Source organism: Rhodobacteraceae bacterium IMCC1335, assembly GCA_039640495.1.
Classification (GTDB): domain Bacteria; phylum Pseudomonadota; class Alphaproteobacteria; order Rhodobacterales; family Rhodobacteraceae; genus Thalassovivens.
The window spans coordinates 2,475,103-2,494,434 of sequence record CP046864.1 but is presented as its reverse complement, the minus strand read 5'-3'; the positions used below and the strand labels follow the sequence as shown (position 1 = coordinate 2,494,434).

General features: G+C 48.2%; 16 protein-coding genes, 4 tRNA genes and 3 pseudogenes. 14 read left to right on the top strand and 9 right to left on the bottom strand.

Features of this window, described 5'->3' with window-relative positions; translation table 11 throughout:
- Positions 1-11: 11 nt before the first annotated feature.
- Both GN241_11975 and GN241_11970 read right to left on the bottom strand, forming a co-directional pair.
- Positions 12-2,039, bottom strand: a complete 2,028-nt coding sequence (locus GN241_11975) for a tricarboxylate transporter (GenBank protein ID XAT58005.1) — start codon at positions 2,037-2,039, stop codon at positions 12-14.
- A gap of 68 nt (positions 2,040-2,107) precedes the next feature.
- Positions 2,108-3,163 (bottom strand): tricarboxylate transporter, encoded by a 1,056-nt coding sequence (locus tag GN241_11970; protein XAT59272.1) that lies wholly within the window; start codon positions 3,161-3,163, stop codon positions 2,108-2,110.
- A 151-nt stretch (positions 3,164-3,314) separates the two neighbouring features.
- Here GN241_11970 and GN241_11965 point away from each other — a divergent pair, with 151 nt between their 5' ends.
- Together GN241_11965 and GN241_11960 are read left to right on the top strand one after the other, a co-directional pair.
- Positions 3,315-3,983, top strand: a complete 669-nt coding sequence (locus tag GN241_11965; protein ID XAT58004.1) for a response regulator — start codon at positions 3,315-3,317, stop codon at positions 3,981-3,983.
- Positions 3,980-5,353 carry a GHKL domain-containing protein gene (locus tag GN241_11960; protein XAT58003.1) on the top strand — a complete coding sequence of 458 codons (1,374 nt, stop codon included), beginning with the start codon at positions 3,980-3,982 and terminating at the stop codon, positions 5,351-5,353. The genes GN241_11965 and GN241_11960 overlap by 4 nt, the downstream gene beginning before the upstream one ends.
- Positions 5,354-5,698: 345 nt before the next feature.
- On the opposite strand, the gene GN241_11955 is transcribed toward GN241_11960, so the two are convergent.
- Positions 5,699-5,992 (bottom strand): hypothetical protein, encoded by a 294-nt coding sequence (locus GN241_11955; GenBank protein ID XAT58002.1) that lies wholly within the window; start codon positions 5,990-5,992, stop codon positions 5,699-5,701.
- On the opposite strand from GN241_11955, the gene GN241_11950 reads away from it, so the two are divergent.
- The 3 genes and pseudogenes from GN241_11950 (at position 5,985) to GN241_11940 (ending at position 8,305) form a co-directional block, all read left to right on the top strand.
- Positions 5,985-6,938, top strand: coding sequence for an aminotransferase class I/II-fold pyridoxal phosphate-dependent enzyme (locus tag GN241_11950; protein ID XAT58001.1), 954 nt, complete (start codon positions 5,985-5,987; stop codon positions 6,936-6,938). The two genes, GN241_11955 and GN241_11950, sit on opposite strands and share 8 nt — an antisense overlap.
- Positions 6,939-7,099: 161 nt before the next feature.
- Positions 7,100-7,516, top strand: a pseudogene (locus GN241_11945) (2Fe-2S iron-sulfur cluster binding domain-containing protein).
- A gap of 64 nt (positions 7,517-7,580) precedes the next feature.
- Positions 7,581-8,305, top strand: a pseudogene (locus tag GN241_11940) (IS6 family transposase).
- A gap of 218 nt (positions 8,306-8,523) precedes the next feature.
- On the opposite strand, the gene GN241_11935 reads toward GN241_11940, so the two are convergent.
- Complete coding sequence (locus tag GN241_11935; protein ID XAT58000.1) at positions 8,524-9,552, bottom strand: IS110 family transposase; 1,029 nt, start codon at positions 9,550-9,552, stop codon at positions 8,524-8,526.
- A gap of 834 nt (positions 9,553-10,386) precedes the next feature.
- Between GN241_11935 and GN241_11930 the strand changes: the two genes are divergently transcribed.
- Together GN241_11930 and GN241_11925 are read left to right on the top strand one after the other, a co-directional pair.
- On the top strand, positions 10,387-11,316 hold the full coding sequence (locus GN241_11930) for a hypothetical protein (protein XAT57999.1): 930 nt from the start codon (positions 10,387-10,389) through the stop codon (positions 11,314-11,316).
- Positions 11,317-11,418: 102 nt separating this feature from the next.
- Positions 11,419-11,601: a hypothetical protein gene (locus GN241_11925; GenBank protein ID XAT57998.1), complete on the top strand. Its 183-nt coding sequence runs from the start codon at positions 11,419-11,421 to the stop codon at positions 11,599-11,601.
- A 302-nt stretch (positions 11,602-11,903) separates the two neighbouring features.
- Here GN241_11925 and GN241_11920 read toward each other — a convergent pair.
- A tRNA-Gly gene (locus GN241_11920) sits at positions 11,904-11,977 on the bottom strand.
- A gap of 62 nt (positions 11,978-12,039) precedes the next feature.
- On the opposite strand from GN241_11920, the gene GN241_11915 reads away from it, so the two are divergent.
- From GN241_11915 to GN241_11900, 4 genes are all read left to right on the top strand, one after another.
- The gene (locus tag GN241_11915) at positions 12,040-12,186 is read left to right on the top strand and encodes a hypothetical protein (protein XAT57997.1); all 147 of its coding nucleotides are present in this window, start codon (positions 12,040-12,042) and stop codon (positions 12,184-12,186) included.
- 39 nt (positions 12,187-12,225) lie between these two features.
- Positions 12,226-12,981, top strand: coding sequence for an alpha/beta fold hydrolase (locus GN241_11910; GenBank protein ID XAT57996.1), 756 nt, complete (start codon positions 12,226-12,228; stop codon positions 12,979-12,981).
- Between the two features lie 83 nt (positions 12,982-13,064).
- A complete protein-coding gene (gene lepA / locus GN241_11905; GenBank protein ID XAT57995.1) occupies positions 13,065-14,864 on the top strand; it encodes an elongation factor 4 in 1,800 nt (599 codons plus the stop codon).
- A gap of 183 nt (positions 14,865-15,047) precedes the next feature.
- On the top strand, positions 15,048-15,527 hold the full coding sequence (locus GN241_11900; protein ID XAT57994.1) for a hypothetical protein: 480 nt from the start codon (positions 15,048-15,050) through the stop codon (positions 15,525-15,527).
- 66 nt (positions 15,528-15,593) lie between these two features.
- Here GN241_11900 and GN241_11895 read toward each other — a convergent pair.
- Positions 15,594-15,670 (bottom strand) — tRNA-His (locus GN241_11895).
- Positions 15,671-15,817: 147 nt separating this feature from the next.
- Here GN241_11895 and GN241_11890 point away from each other — a divergent pair.
- Positions 15,818-16,015 carry a hypothetical protein gene (locus tag GN241_11890; GenBank protein XAT57993.1) on the top strand — a complete coding sequence of 66 codons (198 nt, stop codon included), beginning with the start codon at positions 15,818-15,820 and terminating at the stop codon, positions 16,013-16,015.
- Positions 16,016-16,019: 4 nt separating this feature from the next.
- On the opposite strand, the gene GN241_11885 is transcribed toward GN241_11890, so the two are convergent.
- Entirely contained in the window at positions 16,020-16,469 is a 450-nt protein-coding gene (locus tag GN241_11885; protein ID XAT57992.1) for an MmcB family DNA repair protein, read from the bottom strand.
- Between the two features lie 818 nt (positions 16,470-17,287).
- On the opposite strand from GN241_11885, the gene GN241_11880 reads away from it, so the two are divergent.
- Together GN241_11880 and GN241_11875 are read left to right on the top strand one after the other, a co-directional pair.
- Positions 17,288-17,374, top strand: a tRNA-Leu gene (locus tag GN241_11880).
- 255 nt (positions 17,375-17,629) lie between these two features.
- Positions 17,630-18,397 (top strand): annotated as a pseudogene (locus tag GN241_11875) (abortive phage resistance protein).
- Between the two features lie 32 nt (positions 18,398-18,429).
- On the opposite strand, the gene GN241_11870 reads toward GN241_11875, so the two are convergent.
- Both GN241_11870 and GN241_11865 read right to left on the bottom strand, forming a co-directional pair.
- Positions 18,430-18,506: transfer RNA gene (locus GN241_11870), tRNA-Pro, on the bottom strand.
- A gap of 56 nt (positions 18,507-18,562) precedes the next feature.
- Complete coding sequence (locus GN241_11865) at positions 18,563-19,324, bottom strand: MerR family transcriptional regulator (protein XAT57991.1); 762 nt, start codon at positions 19,322-19,324, stop codon at positions 18,563-18,565.
- Between the last annotated feature and the right edge of the window lie 8 nt (positions 19,325-19,332).

Sequence of the window (19,332 nt, the reverse complement as noted above, 5' to 3'; positions counted from 1 at the left end):
TGGCGCCACTATCATGTAAAGGGCCATGGTAGGTCAAAATAAGATTGTAATAGACCTGGCGGAAAATCTCTGTTGAGCAACCATGCCATAAATAACATGAAACTAATGCCCAAGATTGAATATACCCAAGTCATTGGCCAACCCAATTGTGCTCGGTACCTCATAAAACTAGCCAAGAAAACAGCCAGCGCGATTATGAAACCGGTCAGCGCGGTCAAGATCAACAAAAAGGCAAACCAAGCTAATGTAGGCCAGAGACGATATTGTGCGGTTTGCTCTTCGCCGCTGTTTTCACGATCCGCGAACAATCCATGCGTTTCAGGTACGAGCATCATTTGTATTAACAATACTAATGCACCTATAAGAGAAATGGAGGCCACAAAAACTGGAAATACACGATCGGTGGCCGCATAATCAGGAATGCTAAGGGCATCCCAAAGCGCGTATGAGATAAACCCGATCACACAGATTAAAAAGACTAAAGGGGCGCGTTTTGTTCCTGACGGAACTTCGCCTTCGGATAAAATATTTTTCGCCTGACGCAATCCGATCACAACTGATAAAAGCGTGATTATAATTAAAACAATAACGATGGGAGACAGAATGTAATTCATGCCGGCCTCCCAACTTTGCCGGAAACGGATACCGGCGATTTGGTTTGCATTATTGGAATAGTTTTCAACCGCATTAGCCAAAACAAAACCGATCAAAAAAGCCGGGCGAGACCAGTCAAATCGGCGCATCATTATCCCCAAGAAGCCGATCGCAAAAAGTGCCACAAGATCCATCAGGTTCTGCCCGCTTTGAAAGGCGGCAAAAGAAATTATCATAAAGATAAAAGGGGCCAGCAATGCAAAGCGGATATTGGTTAATTTTGCGATCCCACCAGACAGCGCAATGCAAAAAATCGTGCCCACCACATTGGCCAAGGCTAAGAGCCAAACGATCGAATACGTGAAACCAAGATTGTTTTCTAGCAAGCTGGGACCAACATCAATGCCATTTCCCAAAAGCGCCAGCGCTCCAATAAAAACTGCCATTGAGCCTGAGCCCGGAATCCCAAAAAGTAAAGTGGGCACGAGCCCGCCTCCCTCTTTGGCATTATTCGAGCTTTCAGGCCCGATCACGCCGCGCACATCGCCTTTGCCAAATTCGGATTTTTCTTTGCTGGTTTGAATCGTATGTCCGTACGCGATCCAATCCACCACCGAGCCGCCAAGCCCGGGGATAACACCAACGATGACGCCAATGATTGAGCATCTTGCCGATAGCCATTTGTTGCGCCACCAATCTTTAATGCCTAAAAGCCATCCTCCGCCAAGTGCTTGTCGGTCAGAAATAGCTTTATCTTGCCTTAACAAAGCGATGATTTCAGGAACGGCAAAAACACCCAAACCCACGATCACCAACTTAAGACCGTCCGTTAGATACGGATAGTCATAACTGGACATGCGCAGTTCACCATTAAATGGGCCCTCGCCAATTGATCCGATCAGTAAGCCGAGACCGGCCGCCACGACCCCCTTAATTGCTATGCGTCCCGCCAGAATTCCAACCATAGACAGACCAAAAATTGAAACCATTAGCAGCTCGGGCGATTTAAACAGAAGCACAACCGGCCGTGCCACAAGAATAAAAATGGTCAAAAAAGCAGCCCCGACCAAGCCTCCAAAAAGGGAAGACGCAAACGCCGCTGAAAGCGCGCGGGCCGCTTGCCCGCGTTTGGCCATTGGAAACCCATCAAGGACAGTGGCCTGTGAGGCTGAAGAGCCAGGAATTCCCATCAGTATAGAGGCAAACGTATCAGATGTCGGCACCACAGCGATCATTCCGATCATCAGTGCAAGACCAAGAGTGGGATCCATCCCAAACATGAAAGGCAGTAACAGCGACAAGCCGGCAATCCCGCCAAGGCCAGGAAACACTCCAATTACCAAGCCCATACAGACACCTAAAACCAGATACCCGATCACAATCGGTTGCAAAATTTGTGCCCAAGCTGACCCAAGAGCGGGCAGCGCATCTATAAAAATGTCCATAAAGGCTCCGTCGCACTGTTTTGAAAAACGCCCCCTCACTGCGAGGGGGCGCATCTAAAACAATCAGCTTATTTCAACTCAACGCCGAATTGATCCTTCAACCAATCAACAACAAAGCCTTTAGCTTCAGCATTCACGGTTATTGCATTGCCCAAGGCCGCTTTGGCGTCAGCGCCTGTGTACATCGGATATTTACCCAAACGTTTTGCTGAGATTTCAGCAAAATCTGGGCGCGCTTTGATTTCTGCAAAGGCATTTGCGAAAGTATCAACAATCTCTTGGTCCGTACCCGCAGGTAGGAATGCGATCTTTTGTGATGGAAATCCGGCAACAAAGAAAGCCTTCCAAGCATCCCATTTGGGGCCAGATGTTTCGCACCCATCGGTTGCATCACAAACTTCTTTGAACGTAGGCAGTTCTGGGAATGTTGGATCGCGCACGATATCGCCATTTGCGCTTAATGATCCCCAAGTCATCATCGGAACTGCTTTGCCCGCGTCGACCAATGCAGCGGATCCCTTTAAATAGCCGGATGATGTTTGATAATCGATAGTTGCCTCGCCTGACTCGAACATTTTGCGCCCATCGCCGCGTCCTTTAATGCCAAGTACATGTTCAACATTCATGCCCAACATTTCCCATGCCAAAGCAGGGATCAGGTCAAGGCGGGTTGCACCTTGGTTGCCATAGATAAACGTGGTGTCTTTAAGATTATTTGCTGTGCCGTCAAATTTTGCTCCGTCTTCAGCGTTCAAATAGGCCACACCGCCGGTGCCTGAAGCCATTACGGGGTTCCAGTCATTATATTCATAGCGAACACGCGGATCCCCAAGCAAATATGGAAATTGAGTTGAGCCCGAAGAGCCAAACATCACAGTGCCGTCGCCATTTGTTTGCTCTTGAAACCAGTTGGCACCTTTCGTAGAGCCCGCGCCGGGCATAAATTTAACCACAACAGAGGGGTTGCCAGGCAGTGCTTCGGACAAAAGTGGGGCAAAGAAATTTGCCCATTTGGCCGAGCCCCCTGTTTCTGAGAACGGGATTGTCCATTCGATGGTTTTTCCAGACATATCCACATCAGCCTGTGCAGGCAGTGCGAAAGCTGCGGCTGCGGCCGTTGCCATAACGGCGCGGCGGGTAAAGTTTGATAGTTTCATAGTTCCTCCCAATAACGCTCATATTGCGTAAAATTTATGAAATCAGGGCAAGCTTTTCGCCCTTGATTCTCGCACCATGCTTGGTCAACCTTGCACGAAACTATCATGGGGCAGATTAATGCGCATTGCCATCGTTGAAGATAATCTTGCTCTTGCTCAGGGGATCGCGCATCACTTGCGCGACCAAGGGCATTCAGTCAATTTGCTGCATGATGGTCAAACAGCTCTTGAGTTTTTGCAACAAGAAAGCGCGGATATCGTTGTAATGGATGTGAATCTGCCACGCCTCGATGGGTTTAGCATTCTGAAAGCGCTACGCAAGTCATCCAATCAACTTCCGGTTTTACTTCTGACAGCGCGAGGTGACTTGCATGATCGTGTTACCGGACTTGATGCGGGGGCCGATGATTATTTGGTGAAACCCTTTGATATGGAAGAGTTAGATGCGCGCCTGCGTGCGCTTATTCGACGCAAACCGTTGGTTGATCAAAAAAGCATTTGTTTCGGAGCGCTGTCTTTTGATCGTGCCGGTCGCAAACTGTTTGCACAGGCTCAAGAACTGCCGCTGCCGCGCCGAGAGTTGGCCGTTTTTGAATGCCTGTTCGAACGGCAAAATCAAATCGTTTCAAAAACTCAAATCGCTGACCATATTTATGGCATCGGAGCAGATATCGAAGAGCGCGTGGTTGAGATCTATGTGTCCCGTTTGCGTAAAAAGTTGGCTGCTTTTCAAGTTCGGATTAAGGTGGCGCGGGGCCTTGGCTATATGATGCAAATTGAAAAATGAGTATCTTATCTACCTCACTTCGGCTGCGTCTATTAATTTTAATTCTGCTGCCGCTTTTAATTGTTGCTTTTGCTGCGATCTATTGGCGCTTTGTCGAAGCGCGAAAAACCGCAGAAGATATTTTCGACCGTCAGCTGGTTATGCTGTGCTTGGCCGTCTCGCGCGATGTCGCTTATTCGGGTGGCGACTCGCTTTCCGTGACGACGCAGAACCTTTTCGAAGATGCTGCAGCCGGGTCGATATATTATCATGTTTACGGGCCAGATGGCAGTTTTGTTACCGGTTATTCTTCCCCGCCGGTACGTGATAGAACAGCAAGTTTAGAGCGTAATATTCCATTCTTGTTCAATGCCCGACATCTGGGTCGAGATGTGCGGGCGGTAAGCCTCGCCGAGCCTGTCGTGATCGGAGGTATCTCGGGTGTTTCAGTGGTTACAGTCTGGCAAGACCTTGAGCCAAGGTTCAAATTTGCCCGTAATCTGGCGCTACAAGCTGCGTTTATCACCGCATTGCTGGTGTTAACGGCTGCCAGTGTGGTCATTTTTGGTGTGCGTTTAGGATTGCGTCCATTGGGCCAGCTAGAGGCCGCCATCCAAAGGCGTAGCCCATCAGATATCCGCCCCATTGAGAGACAAGTTCCTATAGAGGCACGCGGAATTGTGAGCCGGTTGAACGCTCTTTTTTCACAATTAACCGAAGCCCAAGTGGCGCGTGATCGCCTGATCTCGAATGCTGCCCACCAATTGCGCAATCCGGTGGCGGCCATTCATGCGATGGCCCAGGCCACGCTTGCTGCGAAAACTTTTTCCGCTAGCACGGATCGAGCAGCACAATTGGTCGCTGAAACTCGCAGGACGGTGCGATTGACCAATCAAATGTTGTCGCTAGAGCGGTTGCGTGGCGTTCAACCCGCTTTGGGGTTGAACGAGGTCAATGCCGCTGTAACCGAGCTCACAACGCGCCTTGCGCCAAAAGTGTTGGCTCAGGATATAGAATTTACGGTGAATACTGCCACTCCAGCTGCTAAAGCTAGGTTTGATCCAACTTTGTTGAATGAAGCGATCACAAATTTAATTGAAAATGCGCTGCAACATGGTGGAAACACCCTGTCTGAAATAATTGTTACTGTCAGCGCCAATTCCGACGCTGTTACTATACAAGTTGAAAATGACGGCCTTAAGATTGAGGATAGCGAAATTCAATCTTGTTTTGATCGGTTTTCGCAAATCGGAGAGAATTCAGGATCTGGCTTGGGATTAGCGATTGTCTATGAAATTGCTAAAATCCATCAAGGCGAAGTCATGGTCACTACGAAACCTCGGATGCGCTTCACATTTTCAATTCCAACTAAAGTTTCCCAAGACTTTTGATGCTTGTGCCGTTTTGTCTGACGGCACCGCCATACCTATATTTTAATGTATTGATAAATATACATTTTATATTAAATTAAGATGTTCGCCCCCCAATTTGCCCCCCTTTAAATTCCAGATGTCTTTGGAACGTTATGGATTCCAAATATTTCTGCATCGCGTTATTTTCAGGCAAATGATTGAAGTTGAGCGTGTCTCTGGAGCAATTTTAAGGTGAATTCCGCGGCAGTGCCGAATATGCTCTGTTGCACACTCCAAACTAGTCGTTGGTGACAACTGGCCCGGCCCGAAAATCACCGTCCATCACCGAGGCCAAGTTGGACCTACAAGGCGAGGCCTCTTGTATCACGCCGCAATACGCGCGGTCACAGAGGCAACTGGTGCGGTTCCGTCTGCAAGAAGCCATCGTGGCTGGACAAAATGCTCCAACATAAACTGCTGGTCACTGATCTGATAAACGATGTTGCGGCCATAGCTGACGGGCACCCGTAAACCGCGATCAATCTCGGTCATGGGAACGGTGGCATCTCTGCCGGCCTTTATTGCGTGGGCAATATCCCATTCCCGATATCCACTTTCTGTTTGTGTCGCGACCCAGCAATGCATGCCATCTGCAGCTTCCTGAAGACCGGTGTCCATCGACGAAATTATTGTCGGTTGTGGTGCGAAGCAGCTCCTCTACAACGCTATGGTCGCATCGCTTGACGAGACAGATGAAGTCGTTTTCCCAACGCCATGCTGGGTGTCCTACCCGGAAATAGTCAAACTGGCAGGTGGCACCCCTGTACCGGCTAAGACCAGTGCTGAGAATGGGTTTATTTTACAACCCGAAGAACTCCGCGCCGTTCTGACCCACAAAACAAAATGGCTGATGCTGAACTCGCCATCTAACCCTACCGGAGCAGTATATTCGAGGAAAAATCTCGAAGACCTGGCTGAAGTTTTACGAGACTATCCGAACGTCTGGATTCTGTCGGACGATATCTACGAACACCTCGTGTACGGAGACGTGAGTTTCGCAACAATAGCCAAAATCGCTCCGGACCTCGCAGCGCGGACGCTCACCGTCAATGGTGTTTCCAAAGCCTATGCTATGACAGGATGGCGTGTCGGCTATGCCGCTGGTCCGATCGAACTTATCAAGGCGATGAAAACAGTACAGGGCCAATCCACCTCCCACACATGTTCTATCGCACAGCATGCGGCCGTAGAAGCGCTCACCGGCGATCAGACATTCATTCAGGAATTCAAAAAGACGTATAAGGCTCGGCGCGACCTCATTGTCGACATGCTTAACAAGATCCCTGGCTTGTCCTGCGACCTGCCAAACGGCGCGTTTTATGTCTTTATTAAATGCAGTGATCTAATTGGTAGGCAAAGTACGGAAGGCAAGATCATTAAGAATGATATGGATTTTGCGATGTATCTCATGGAAGAGGCGGGTGTCGCAGGTGTTCCTGGTTCTGGTTTTCTTGTGGATGGCTTCATCCGTATTTCTTACGCCTCATCCGAGGATAATTTAAAAGATGCCTGCAGTAGAATTAATCAAGCGGTAATGAAATTATCAGGTCCACCAAACGATTAATCGCCTATCAGCTCTCGAATCAGGCTCAGGACCCGTTGCTTAACATGCTTGGTGTCAAAAACGGTCGTTTATGCCGGTCTCCCCTGCCCCACGCTAGATCAACCGCTTAGGCTGGACAAAAACCTACGGCAAAACCTTTACAGTTTTGGCAGGTTTTTGTCATCGGGCATTTCCCGACCGGCACACCAATTCTGGCCGCCGCGCGCCAGTTGGGTGTTGATTTGGATTCGGTCTGCGGTGGGCGCGGCATTTGTTCAAAGTGCCAGATCACGCCAAGCTACGGCGAGTTCTCCAAACATGGGGTCACCGTTCAGGAGGATGCCCTGTCCGAATGGAATGCCGTCGAGCAGCGCTATCAGGACAAGCGCGGGCTGATTTCTGGGCGGCGGTTGGGCTGTCAGGCCACGGTCCAAGGGGACATCGTCATCGACGTACCGCCGGAAAGCCAGGTCCACAAACAAGTCGTGCGCAAACGCGCAGAGGCCCGCGACATTGTGTTGAATCCTTCAACCAAGCTGTTTTACGTCGCGGTTGCCGAACCTGATATGCATGATCCGTCAGGCGATCTGGAAAGGCTGAGTATTGGCTTTGTCATAATAAACCACCTTGCCTGAGGTTGATGCAGGACTCAGCTACTCAGCTATGAGTAATTCGGTATCCTTTCGCTATTTTAAAACTAGCCCCGAGATCATCCAACTTGCAGTCATGCTGTATGTGAGGTTTCCGCTTTCACTAAGAAATGTAGAAGACCTGCTTCATTAGCGTGGAGTAGATGTAAGCTATGAATCTGTTCGGTATTGGTGGCACTGGTTTGGCTTTAAGTTCGCAACCGAGATCAAAAAGCGAAGAGCAGGGGACATGCAGTCGAGCAACTGGAAGTGGCACCTTGATGAAATTTTTGTAAAGATAAATGGAGAAAGACATGACCTATGGCGCGCAGTCGATCATTAGGGCGAAGTTTTAGAAAGCTACGTCACCAAAAAGAGAGACCAAAAAGCCGCATTAAAGTTCATGAAAAAAGCTATGCGGCGGTATGGATCGCCCAATGAGATCGTCACAGATAGGCTTCGATCTACAGTGCAGCAGCAAAAGAGCTGGGCAGTGCAGATAAGCAAGTTACAGAGTGGTGGGAAAATAACAGAGTTGAGAATTCACATCTGCCGTTTCGACAACGAGAAAGGGCAATGCTGCGGTTCAGGCGTATGCACAGCCTCCAAAAGTTCGCCTCAATCCACGCCTCATTTCACAATCACTTCAATTTACAAGGGTCAATCTCAAAACGTAGCACTTTCAAGCTAAACCGCGACGCTGCTCTTCTGTGGTTGCCGCCCGTAATGCAAGAAGTTTTCTACCTTTCTAGCGCGTGATCGAGTGCGGTCTTCTGTAAGGCCTTGAGATGTGGGCTTTTCAAAAGCCGCAGGCCGGTATGGTGATCTGCGGATCGGGTCCAAATCTTACCGTCGTGCTTGTTGCACTGAGAGCAGCCCTGGTTTTCCCACTCCGGATCTGTTCGATCGTTTTGCCCATTCAGGTCGTCGTCTTCTCACACCCCCTTGGCACCGCCGCTAGCGTCTAGACATACATATCATGCCACAACTGCCAGCGCCGGATCCCTGTAATTCTCGTTCTTCGTCAGCATCGCCCAGATCTGTCGGGCCATCTTGTTGGCCAACGCTATGGCGACCAGCATTTTGGGCTTGCGTGCCAACATCCGCGACAGCCAGCTGCCTGCCGGAATCGTTCGTCGTCCAAGCCAGGTCAATCGCGACATTGCCCCAATGATCAGAAGGCGTCGGATATCTGCCTGGCCTGCCTTGGTCATCCGCCCTAAACGCTCCTTGCCGCCAGAGGAATGCTGCTTGGGGACGAGCCCCAGCCAAGCTGCAAAGTCACGACCGGTTTTGAACTGCGCCATGTCGGGGCCGAACGCTTCCACCGCGACGGCCGTGAGCGGTCCAACACCAGGCATGGTCTGAAGCCGGCGCGCCTTGTCTGACTGCGCGGCTAATGTTTTCAGTTTCGCGGTACGCTCGATGATACGTGCTGTTTTCTCTGCAATCTGCGCCAGTAGGTCCTTGCACTCCTCTCGAATGAGCATTGGCAGGCCAGAGATCTCGTCCTCAATAAGCGCTGTCATGCGATTGAGGTGACGTATCCCAGCAGGAAAAACATGGCCGTGCTCATACAAAAGTGCGCGCAGCGCGTTCACATCAGCGGTCCGCTGATGCACCAGGCGTTCCCGGCCGCGGAACACCGCTGCGCGAGATTGCTGCTCGATGGTCTTGGGTTCAACAAAACGCATCTCGGGCTGGCGTGCCGCGATCACGATCGCCTCGGCGTCGGCCGCATCATTTTTCTGGCGCTTCACAAACGGGCGTACATATTGCGGTGCGATCAGCCTCACCTCGTGGTCAAGCGCTTCCATTTCACGCGCCCAATAGTGAGCGCTCCCACAGGCTTCAAAGATGACCAAGCTTGGCTCTTGCAGCGCCATAAACGCACTGAATTGCTTTCGGCTCAGTTTCTTTCGGTAGAGCACTTCGCCTGTTTGCGAAGCTCCGTGAACCTGGAAAACATTCTTTGCCAGATCGACCCCAATCATCATATTCTGCATCTTGCCGTCCTCCTCTTCGTGTGGCGTTCAACACCACAATATTGGCACATTGCGATGCCGTCTGGGGAGGGCGGCAACCATCCCATCTTACAGAGTGGCACTCTCTTATTGCCTCATAGAATCCACGCTCCCAAGGCTTGTGATGCTTGAGCCGATTTGGCTGACACCACCCAACGATTGCTTTGAAATGCGGGTTGAAGATAGTGGCCTGATGGAGCCTCTTGCGACTTTAATCGAGAGTGTTGAAAACAGATAACCTATCTTTTGTAAGCATTGAATTGAATGCCATTGGCTCTAACTCTAGCCTGTAGCCAACAAACTGGTCACCAGTGGGGTACCGTATAGGCCAGATACGAAGTATGTACCCACGATAGGTAGGCTAACCGAACTGGCCTTTTAGCATATTTAAAAGTTCTTCATGGTTTGGGTTTGTGCTGCCACGGCTTATCGAGACTTCCACTCCATCTTTATGCTTCTTGTCACGACGTAAACGACCCGACTGCTTGGGCTCCAACACGTTGTTCGCTTTTGAATACACGCTCGTAACAGCAAGATTGGTTGCCATAGTGTGAGTGTATAAATTCATATTACCACCTCACTTCTAATTTGCTTTGTTCACGAAAATACGGTGGAAAATAAAATTGTTTAACTAAAGTGTTAATGAAATACGTTCTCGGGCGATAGTTTAAGCGCCCACTTTATATAAATCTACGCCATCAGCATTCACTTAAAACCTAATCACTCAGAAATATAAAAATAAGAAATAAGTTTGACCTTTGGTTAATGTCCCGTAGTTTTAATATGTGGTCAAAAACTAATGCGGTTAATTGAACTATGAACTCTCGATGGGAATATACGAACACAAAGATTTCTCGAGAGTTTAACCCACAAAATTATTCCAGCCACCTTAATGATATGGGGTCTCAAGGCTGGGAGCTAGTAACAGTAGATACCTATGCCGACCAAGGTTTCAATTTACTGTACTGGAAAAGACACTCAGTTTCTAAAAATGTCCCGAAAATAGAGGGGTATTCCGTCGGGAAAGATGAGACGATTGATAACGACCTCAAGGTGAAAGAAGAGACATCTAATGTTGAAAGAGTATACAACTCGTCACCCATCCTAGCGCCCAATGCCCCTAAACCAGTCTTCGCCTCTATAGTAAGATATGTCGTACGAGACGGTTTTATGGACGAAATGATAGAAGAATTGTGTAAAGATCCACCGCCCGAAGCCATCGCTCGATACACTCTTCAAATCTCAGCATCTGAAATAGTCAATGTAACAATGGTACCCGAATTAGATGATATGATTACGAAAGAAGAAACGGGGGTAAATTGGTTAGACACTGTCGAACATATGTTAGTTAAGTTCTCTAATGGCAGTAGGACCGATGCATGTTCAGGATCAATATTGTTTGATTGGTACAATGACCAAAATGAATTGCAGTTGCAAAACAAAACTAAGGTACTGTCGGCTGTAAAGTATCGGGTCAAAGAAGACTGTGTAGATGAGTTTCTAAACGCTGTGATGACCCCATCAGAAATTCCTATGAAAATACGCAAAACAATTATTCAAACTGATGAACAAGAGTTTTACGAATTAGGTATCGCAGGTCTAGAAGAGAAAATTGAAATGGAAGGCGAAGAAGTTAAGTGGCTTGATACCGTAGAGCATTTACTTGAATTTTTCGGCGATAGCCGGACTGACGCTTGCTCTGGAGTGGTCAACATATGGAACAACCCGAAGTTTCTAGAAGGTTGATTATGGTCAATGCCACAAAAGCATGACCCCTCCTAAAGTCGTGACTAAAAATATAATTGCTTTAATGTACTACATATTGTGAAAAAAGATTGGAAAGTCATTATGAAGAAATTAGTCCTGGTTGTTTTATACATTTCGGTTGCAGGTTCTGTATCAGCAGCGGGAGTTGAAAGCATGGTTTTAGAAGCAGAACCGTTAGTTGAGCAAACGAATGTATCTGGTGACCAAGAAAGCATGTTGGTTCAGATTATCCTTATTTTAGCAACATTATTTATACTGCTTTGAGTAATCCACTTTAGCTATCTCTTTCTTTAGCTTTTCAAACATTAGGCCATCAGAATAGCCGGCAAAAGTCATGTCTTGGAGTTGATGGCCCATTAAAGCCTAGCAGCTACATTATGAGGCACTCCAGCGTTCTCTACTTGAGTGGCAAAGCCTTTTCTAAGGGAGTGGAATACATAGGGTTAGGAAGATTTAATTGAGTAATCTGGTCATAACTCTTTCCAGCCCACTACCGAGGCGCCGCTATTTATAAAAAGGTTATCAGTAGGTTATCTACAGGTAGATTGCTTAAGCCTGATGACATCTGGAGCGGGTAGCGGGAATCGAACCCGCACCTTAAGCTTGGAAGGCTCTTATGATACCATTTCACCATACCCGCGCTCCGGTAGGGCGTGATAGAACATGCTCCATGGGGCGTCAAGCGCGAAGATAGGTCTTTCGATGGCGAATATTACAATTCATATGCACGGGTCTGAAAGCGCTGATCGAGAAAGCAGGTTTAACGCCGTATTCATCACGAAAGCTTGCTTGGGCGTTGGGTTGGCCTTTGCGCTGAACCCCGCCCGGGATTGTCAACACGCGGGTTAACCTCTGGTCAATATGATCGCGCTCGGCTAGGACGCTCTTATGTTAAATTGCCTAACCTATCCCTGCGCGCAAAGCGCGGCCTCGTTGCTTATCGTGCATGGGTTATACGGATCTGCGCGCAATTGGGGCGTGATCAGCAAGCGGCTTTCGGATCAATTTAACGTTTATGCCGTTGACCTACGCAACCACGGCGATAGCCCTTGGTATGACAGCCACTCTTATCGTGATATGGCGCAGGACTTGGCCCAGATTATTCAGCATATTGGCCACCCGATGCATGTTATTGGCCATTCAATGGGCGGTAAAGCGGCAATGGTTTTGGGCCTAACGGAGCCTAATCTGGTTGATAGATTGCTGATCGCAGATATCGCCCCTGTCGCCTATGGCCATGACCAAAGCCAGTATATTGAAGCGATGCAGCAGCTGGATCTTTCACAAATAAGCACCCGCGCCGAGGCGCTTCAAGCTTTGGCCGCCGATGTTCCTGATCTCGCTTTGCGAAATTTCTTTTTGAGATCGTTGGATTTGAAAGAAAAGCGCTGGAAACTGAACCTGAAAATTTTGCAGCGAGAAATGCCCCAAATTCTGGGCTTTCCCGAGCTTACCGAAAGTTATAAAAACCCGTGTTTGATGTTGGCGGGCGCGGATAGCACCTATGTTACAAATGAGATGCGCCCGCGCATCAAGGATCTGTTTCCAAATGCAAAATTTGCTAAAATACCCAGAGCTGGCCATTGGCTACACGCGGATCGCCCGCGCGCTTTTGAGGCAGCAGCGCGGTTGTTCTTTGCCTGACAGTCTGCCGTTGCTATCATTGAAAAAGTCAGCGACCGTTTCACACCTTGACCAATCTCTCATTTCAACTCATATCCTCAAATATGGTAGAGATTAACAAAATTCGAAATTTTTCCATTGTGGCGCATATCGACCATGGAAAGTCCACTTTGGCAGACCGGTTGATTCAAGAAACTGGAACCGTCAAAGACCGCGATATGAAAGAGCAGCTGCTTGACGCGATGGATATCGAACGCGAGCGCGGCATCACCATCAAAGCCAATACGGTGCGCATCGATTATCAGGCAAATGATGGCGAAACTTACGTGCTCAATTTGATTGATACCCCCGGCCATGTTGACTTTGCTTATGAGGTCAGCCGGTCTATGCGCGCGGTTGAAGGGTCGTTATTGGTGGTTGACAGCACGCAAGGCGTTGAAGCGCAGACCTTGGCCAATGTGTATCAAGCGCTTGATGCAGATCACGAGATTGTGCCCGTTTTGAACAAAATTGACCTGCCGGCAAGCGATTGTGATCGGGTGGCCGAACAGATTGAGGATGTGATTGGGATTGACGCCTCCGAGGCGATCCAAGTCAGCGCCAAAACGGGGGTAGGAATTAAAGAGACATTAGAGGTGATCGTAAGACATCTACCCGCGCCGACCGGTGAGCAGGAGGCACCTTTAAAAGCGATGCTGGTCGATAGTTGGTATGACAGCTATTTGGGCGTTGTGGTGCTTGTGCGCGTGATGGATGGCACGCTGAAAAAAGGCGAGCGGATTAAAATGTTATCCAACGGGTCAACGCATCATGTTGATCGTATTGGGGTTTTTCGGCCCCAAATGGAGCAGGTCGACGCGTTGGGGCCAGGTGAAATTGGCTTTATCACGGCATCGATCAAACAGGTGCGGGATACCCGCGTGGGTGATACGATCACGCATGAGAAAAAAGGTACAGAAGACGCGTTGCCCGGCTTTAAGCCCAGCCAACCCGTGGTGTTTTGCGGGCTGTTTCCGGTCGATAGCTCAGAATTTGAAGATTTGCGCGATGCCATCGAAAAGCTTGCGCTGAATGATGCCTCTTTTAGCTCAGAAATGGAAACATCTGCGGCTTTGGGCTTCGGGTTTCGCTGCGGGTTTCTAGGCCTGCTGCATCTGGAAGTAATCCGCGATCGCATCGAACGCGAGTATAATATTGAGCTTATCACTACGGCACCTTCGGTGATTTATCACGTATATATGCGCGATGAGACGATGGTTGAACTGCACAATCCGGCCGATATGCCCGATCTGAGCAAGGTTGATCACCTAGAAGAACCCCGTATAAAAGCCACTATTTTGGTGCCGGATGAGTATCTGGGAGATGTGCTGAAACTCTGCCAAGATCGTCGCGGCATTCAAGAAGATCTGACCTATGCTGGAAGCCGCGCAATGGTTGTATATGACCTGCCGCTGAATGAGGTGGTGTTTGATTTTTATGATAGGCTTAAATCTGTATCTAAAGGCTATGCGAGCTTTGATTATAATCTGACGGGCTACCGCGAAGACAGTTTGGTTAAAATGTCAATTTTGGTGAATGACGAGCCCGTCGATGCGCTGTCGATTATGGTGCATCGTGACCGCGCTGAAACCCGTGGGCGGGCCATGTGCGAGAAGCTGAAAGATCTTATCCCGCGCCATATGTTCAAAATACCGATACAAGCTGCAATTGGTGGTAAAGTAATCGCGCGTGAAACGCTTGCGGCACTGCGCAAAGACGTTACGGCCAAATGCTATGGCGGAGATGCCACGCGAAAGCGCAAACTTTTGGATAAACAAAAAGCGGGTAAGAAAAAGATGCGTCAGTTTGGAAGGGTTGATATCCCTCAAGAGGCCTTTATCTCAGCGCTCAAAATGGATGGTTAACCCTGTTTTAGGCCGTCCAAATTTCACATTGAAAGCAACCTGAAATCGGGCAGATGGCTGCGCGGTGCCAAACAGCCGTTTCGCAACCGAGAAAAGGTTGACACAAAATTCCACTTGCGTTGGTCTGATCTGGGCGACACTCTGTAAATTGTATATAGTTTTGCGATAAACAGGTTGGCTTGCATGGTGAAAAAATATCTCCCCGCTCAAATCCTGCTGCATTGGTTGGTTCTGGGCTTTGTGGCGCTGCAATATCTATTGCATGAGCCAATTTCAGAAAGCTTTGAGAAACGCCTCGAAGGCGCTGAGGGGGCCACTTCGGGCCTCGTAGCATTACATATTTTTGGAGGAACCTTGATTTTGGTGTTGATGATGGTGCGTTTGCTGCTGCGCTTATCAAACGAGTTGCCAGCTTATCCGAAAGAAAACGCGCCTCTTCAAAAGTTGCTATCCCAAATCGTCCATTGGTCATTTTACGGGCTTTTATTCTTATTGCCGCTGACCGGGGCCGTTGCTTGGTTTCGGCTGTCTGAGACCGCGGGTGATCTGCACGAGGCGCTGCGGGGGATACTTCTGTTCATGATTGCGCTGCATGTTGGGGCCGCGCTGTTCCATCAATACCTTCAAAAGGCACCGATATTACAACGCATGTGGTGGGGTTAACAGGGCAGGCTTGCAACTTATAGCAGGGTGCCGCCTGAGCGCCTGTGTTTAAAGCAAGGATCTGGATGGTACCGTCTCCCCGGTTTGAACGGGGGACCTCTGGATCCACAATCCAGCGCTCTAACCAACTGAGCTAAGACGGCACGTGCAGGCGATGTAACTTTGCTGATGCGCAAATGCAAGCTTTAATCCGATCTCGAAACGGCAAAAGTCAAAAAATCCAACCGCGATCGGCTTGCATAAAATAAGGAGCGCAGGTAAAAAATGATCCGCAAATAGGGAGAGGCCACATGGGCATCAATAAGCAATCTGATCTCGAAACCAATTTGCAGATCGGGCCCACGGATCGCGGTATGGTTCGCATTTATGTTGTTGGCGACGGCATCGAGATGCCCATGGATTTTGACCCCAGCGATGCAGAAGAAATCGCTGAGGAAATTATGGTGGCGGCAAAGGCCGCGCGCGGGCTTTCTGGTTCATCAAACTGACATCTCAATATTGCGCCGTAGGATCGCGAAGAACTGCCAGGCGGCGCGCCGCGCGGCGCGCAAACCGATGAATGATAGATTTTCTGCGCGCCGGGCTTAAGGTGCTGATAGTCGCGTCACGCATCAGCTCAGCATCATAGCCATCTGCCCAAAATACGCCTGTCTGCTCAGGCAAAATATCCACCGGAAAATCCGTTGGTACCGCCCAAAAATACTGGTCACACCAAGGCAAGTAATTCTGCCATTTCTCGTCAGACATAAAATCTTCTCGGCTCGATTTACACTCAATAATCCAAATTTCGCTTTTGCGGCCCAAAGCCAGAAGATCCACGCGCAAGCCCTTTATTGGGGGGAACTCTTCAAGGCTTACAAAGCCAAGCCCGGCTAAATGCCGCGCCATTCCCCTTGCAAGCAATTGACCCATTTTTAATGTTTTTTGAGGTTGTAAATCCATCTTGTGAAAGTGCGGTATCGGGTTTGACTAAGCAAGGTCTGATCAGTTCTATGGGGTAAAAATTCACCAAATGATCTGAAAGCCTTGCCAATTTAAAGCGCAAGCACTACGTGACAGCTAGGCGGGTTCTGTTCTTCGCGTCTATGGTTGCATTCCGGTGGCCTTAAGCAATTCCGAGGGAACTGGCTCTGTTTGAACCCTGGTTCATTTATCTGGTGCCCACCTGTACATACAGGTCCTCGGGAATGAGAGAACCCCACGGTTGCTACGGGCCCGCCACCTATCTTCCTTGCTGCAGCGCAAATCTGCAACCGCATCGGGTCAAATAAGCACCGCCTTTACTGACCTTTCTACGGCCTCGAACTGAGGCCGAGCGGAAAATTAAGATGTTTGGACGAAAGCTCAAAAATTTCTGTGATACCTGTCTAATTTCGCCCTTTTCGTAACCCGCAGGTTAGGCATAGCATGCGCTCATGCGCTATAAATCCAAGGCTAAAGTAGCGTTGCGCAGATAACTGATGAAAACGCTCCATTAGGCGCTTAACCTTATGGGGTATTCAGAGTTCTGAATGCGCGTTCCCTCTGTTTTTTTGAGCGACTATTACTGGCTTAATAGTTTTCAGAGCCCTAAATTGTGCTTTGGATAGGTTGTTAAATTCTATGAGCGGCGCTGGGCAGATTATGTGCTTTATCTTTTGCGTATATCTCAATTACCTAAAGGAATGCGCGCTTGCGGTTCCGGCACTAAAGAAATGAAAAACGAGCATATTTCTGCTTCACATTCGTGAAAGACTTGTCTATTTCACGTACCAATAAGTGCGGTCGTGGCGGAATTGGTAGACGCGCAGCGTTGAGGTCGCTGTTCTTTAACCGGAGTGGAAGTTCGAGTCTTCTCGACCGCACCAAATCAGAATTTTAAGTCAAAACCTTTATTAAGCGTTTGATAAATTAAATAAATTCTGGGTTCTCGTTCAACTTTTTCAACTTTCAAGAAAGTAGGATTTATAAAGAGAAATAGGCACCACAACCTAGTCTAAAAATCTTGCCTTTCTAAAATGATTTCAATGGCTTGTAAGTCATAAATAATTGAGTTCTAGTTTGTGTTTAAAAATATGGTTTTTAATGCTATTTTTTGCACAAAAGCAATACAAGCGAAGTTCATGTTCTCTCTTTCTAGCCATCCAGAAATTCCTGATACATCAATTGAGAAAGTATTGTTAATGCAGGATATGCTGATCGCCGTGGCACAAAATGAAAGCCTAGATAAAAGTGTATATTCTTTAATTAGAAGAGAATTCATGAACTCAGATGCCAAATCTTTGCTGCCTGAAATAATTAAAACATGCCGAGATCAGGAGAATGTTTGGCGTTACTTAAAAAAAGTATCGTCAGAAAACGGTACATGGGCTTATAGACGCGACCATATATATGACAGCTTTCAACCTTTTTTGGATCATCTAGAGAAGGGGAATCAATCACCATCAGATGAAAACATTTCAGAAGCCATATCTTCATTTGATGCTAACGAAGTTCATAACTTATGGTAAAAAGCCGTACAAAGGCGACAAGACGACCCTGAAGGCGCAATTACATTAGCCCGAACATTATTAGAAGCCGTTTGCAAGAATATCTTAGATAAAAAAGGAGTAGAATATTCGAAAGACGATCTACCCAAATTATATGGGAAAGCCGCTGAGGCGTTAGATTTAGCGCCATCTCAACATACAGAGGAGGCGTTTAAAGCAATTCTTGGTGGCTGCTATACTATTGTACAAAATTTGGGATCATTGAGAAATAAAGTAAGTGACGCCCATGGGCAGGGTAAACATCCTGTTAAGCCGTTACCCAGACATGCGACATTAGCTGTAAATTTAGCGGGTTCCATGTCTGCTTTTTTAATCGAAACATGGAATGCAAAAAACAATTGATACGCCTTGATAATTTTTCGATTTTTTTAATTTGGTCGGGCTAGCAGGACTTGAACCTGCGACCTTCCGTCCCCCAGACGGACGCGCTACCAGACTGCGCCATAGCCCGCCAATAGATTTCTTCTTAGTGATTTTCTTCGGCAGGGCAAGCGAAAAAGAGCAGATTTAAGGTGTGTTGTGCCTTTTACTATAGGCGCCCCATATAGCCGCCATACGCTGCATCAATGGTTCTAAATCTGTTTTCTGTGCTCTGCTTAAAGGGGGCATCTGGCGGATGTGATGTTTGATAGCGCCAAAATTGGGCGCGATATTAAACGGCGTTGCAAATGGTTCAGCTCGCGGTGGATTATCGGCTTCTGTATCAGCCCAAAAGTTTGAGCTTGGTTCATAATCATCAAAAAGCGAAGCCTGTCTGGCATCGCCGCTTTGGGCGGGGGATGTTTTGCGCCCCGCAGATTTCTTTTGGGGTGGGGAGAGCGGCGCAGGAACGGTTTTCGGCAAGGGCTCAGTTTTTGGCAAGTGCAATGGGATCACTTTTGTACTGGTATCGATCAAACGTTCGGCAGAGACGTTCACATCTTCAATCGCTGCGATATTCGGCGCGTCATCGCTTGGAGGGGCAGCCGCCTGATCGCCTCGATCTTTCATAAAATTGGGGGTCTCGGATAATGCGGCAACATATTTCACCCCGCGTTTGTTTAGAATTTTTTTTGCCGCTTTGATGCTTTCGCCATCTTCATGCAGCAGCTTTTTTATACCGCCGATCAGCAGCATATCTTTGGGGCGATAATACCTGCGCCCGCCTGCGCGTTTAACGGGTTTGATTTGGCTGAACTGGCTTTCCCAAAACCGCAACACATGCGTTGGTAGTTCAAGCCAATTGGCAACTTCGCTAATCGTCCTGAACGCTTCGGCGGTTTTTTCCATTGCCTAGA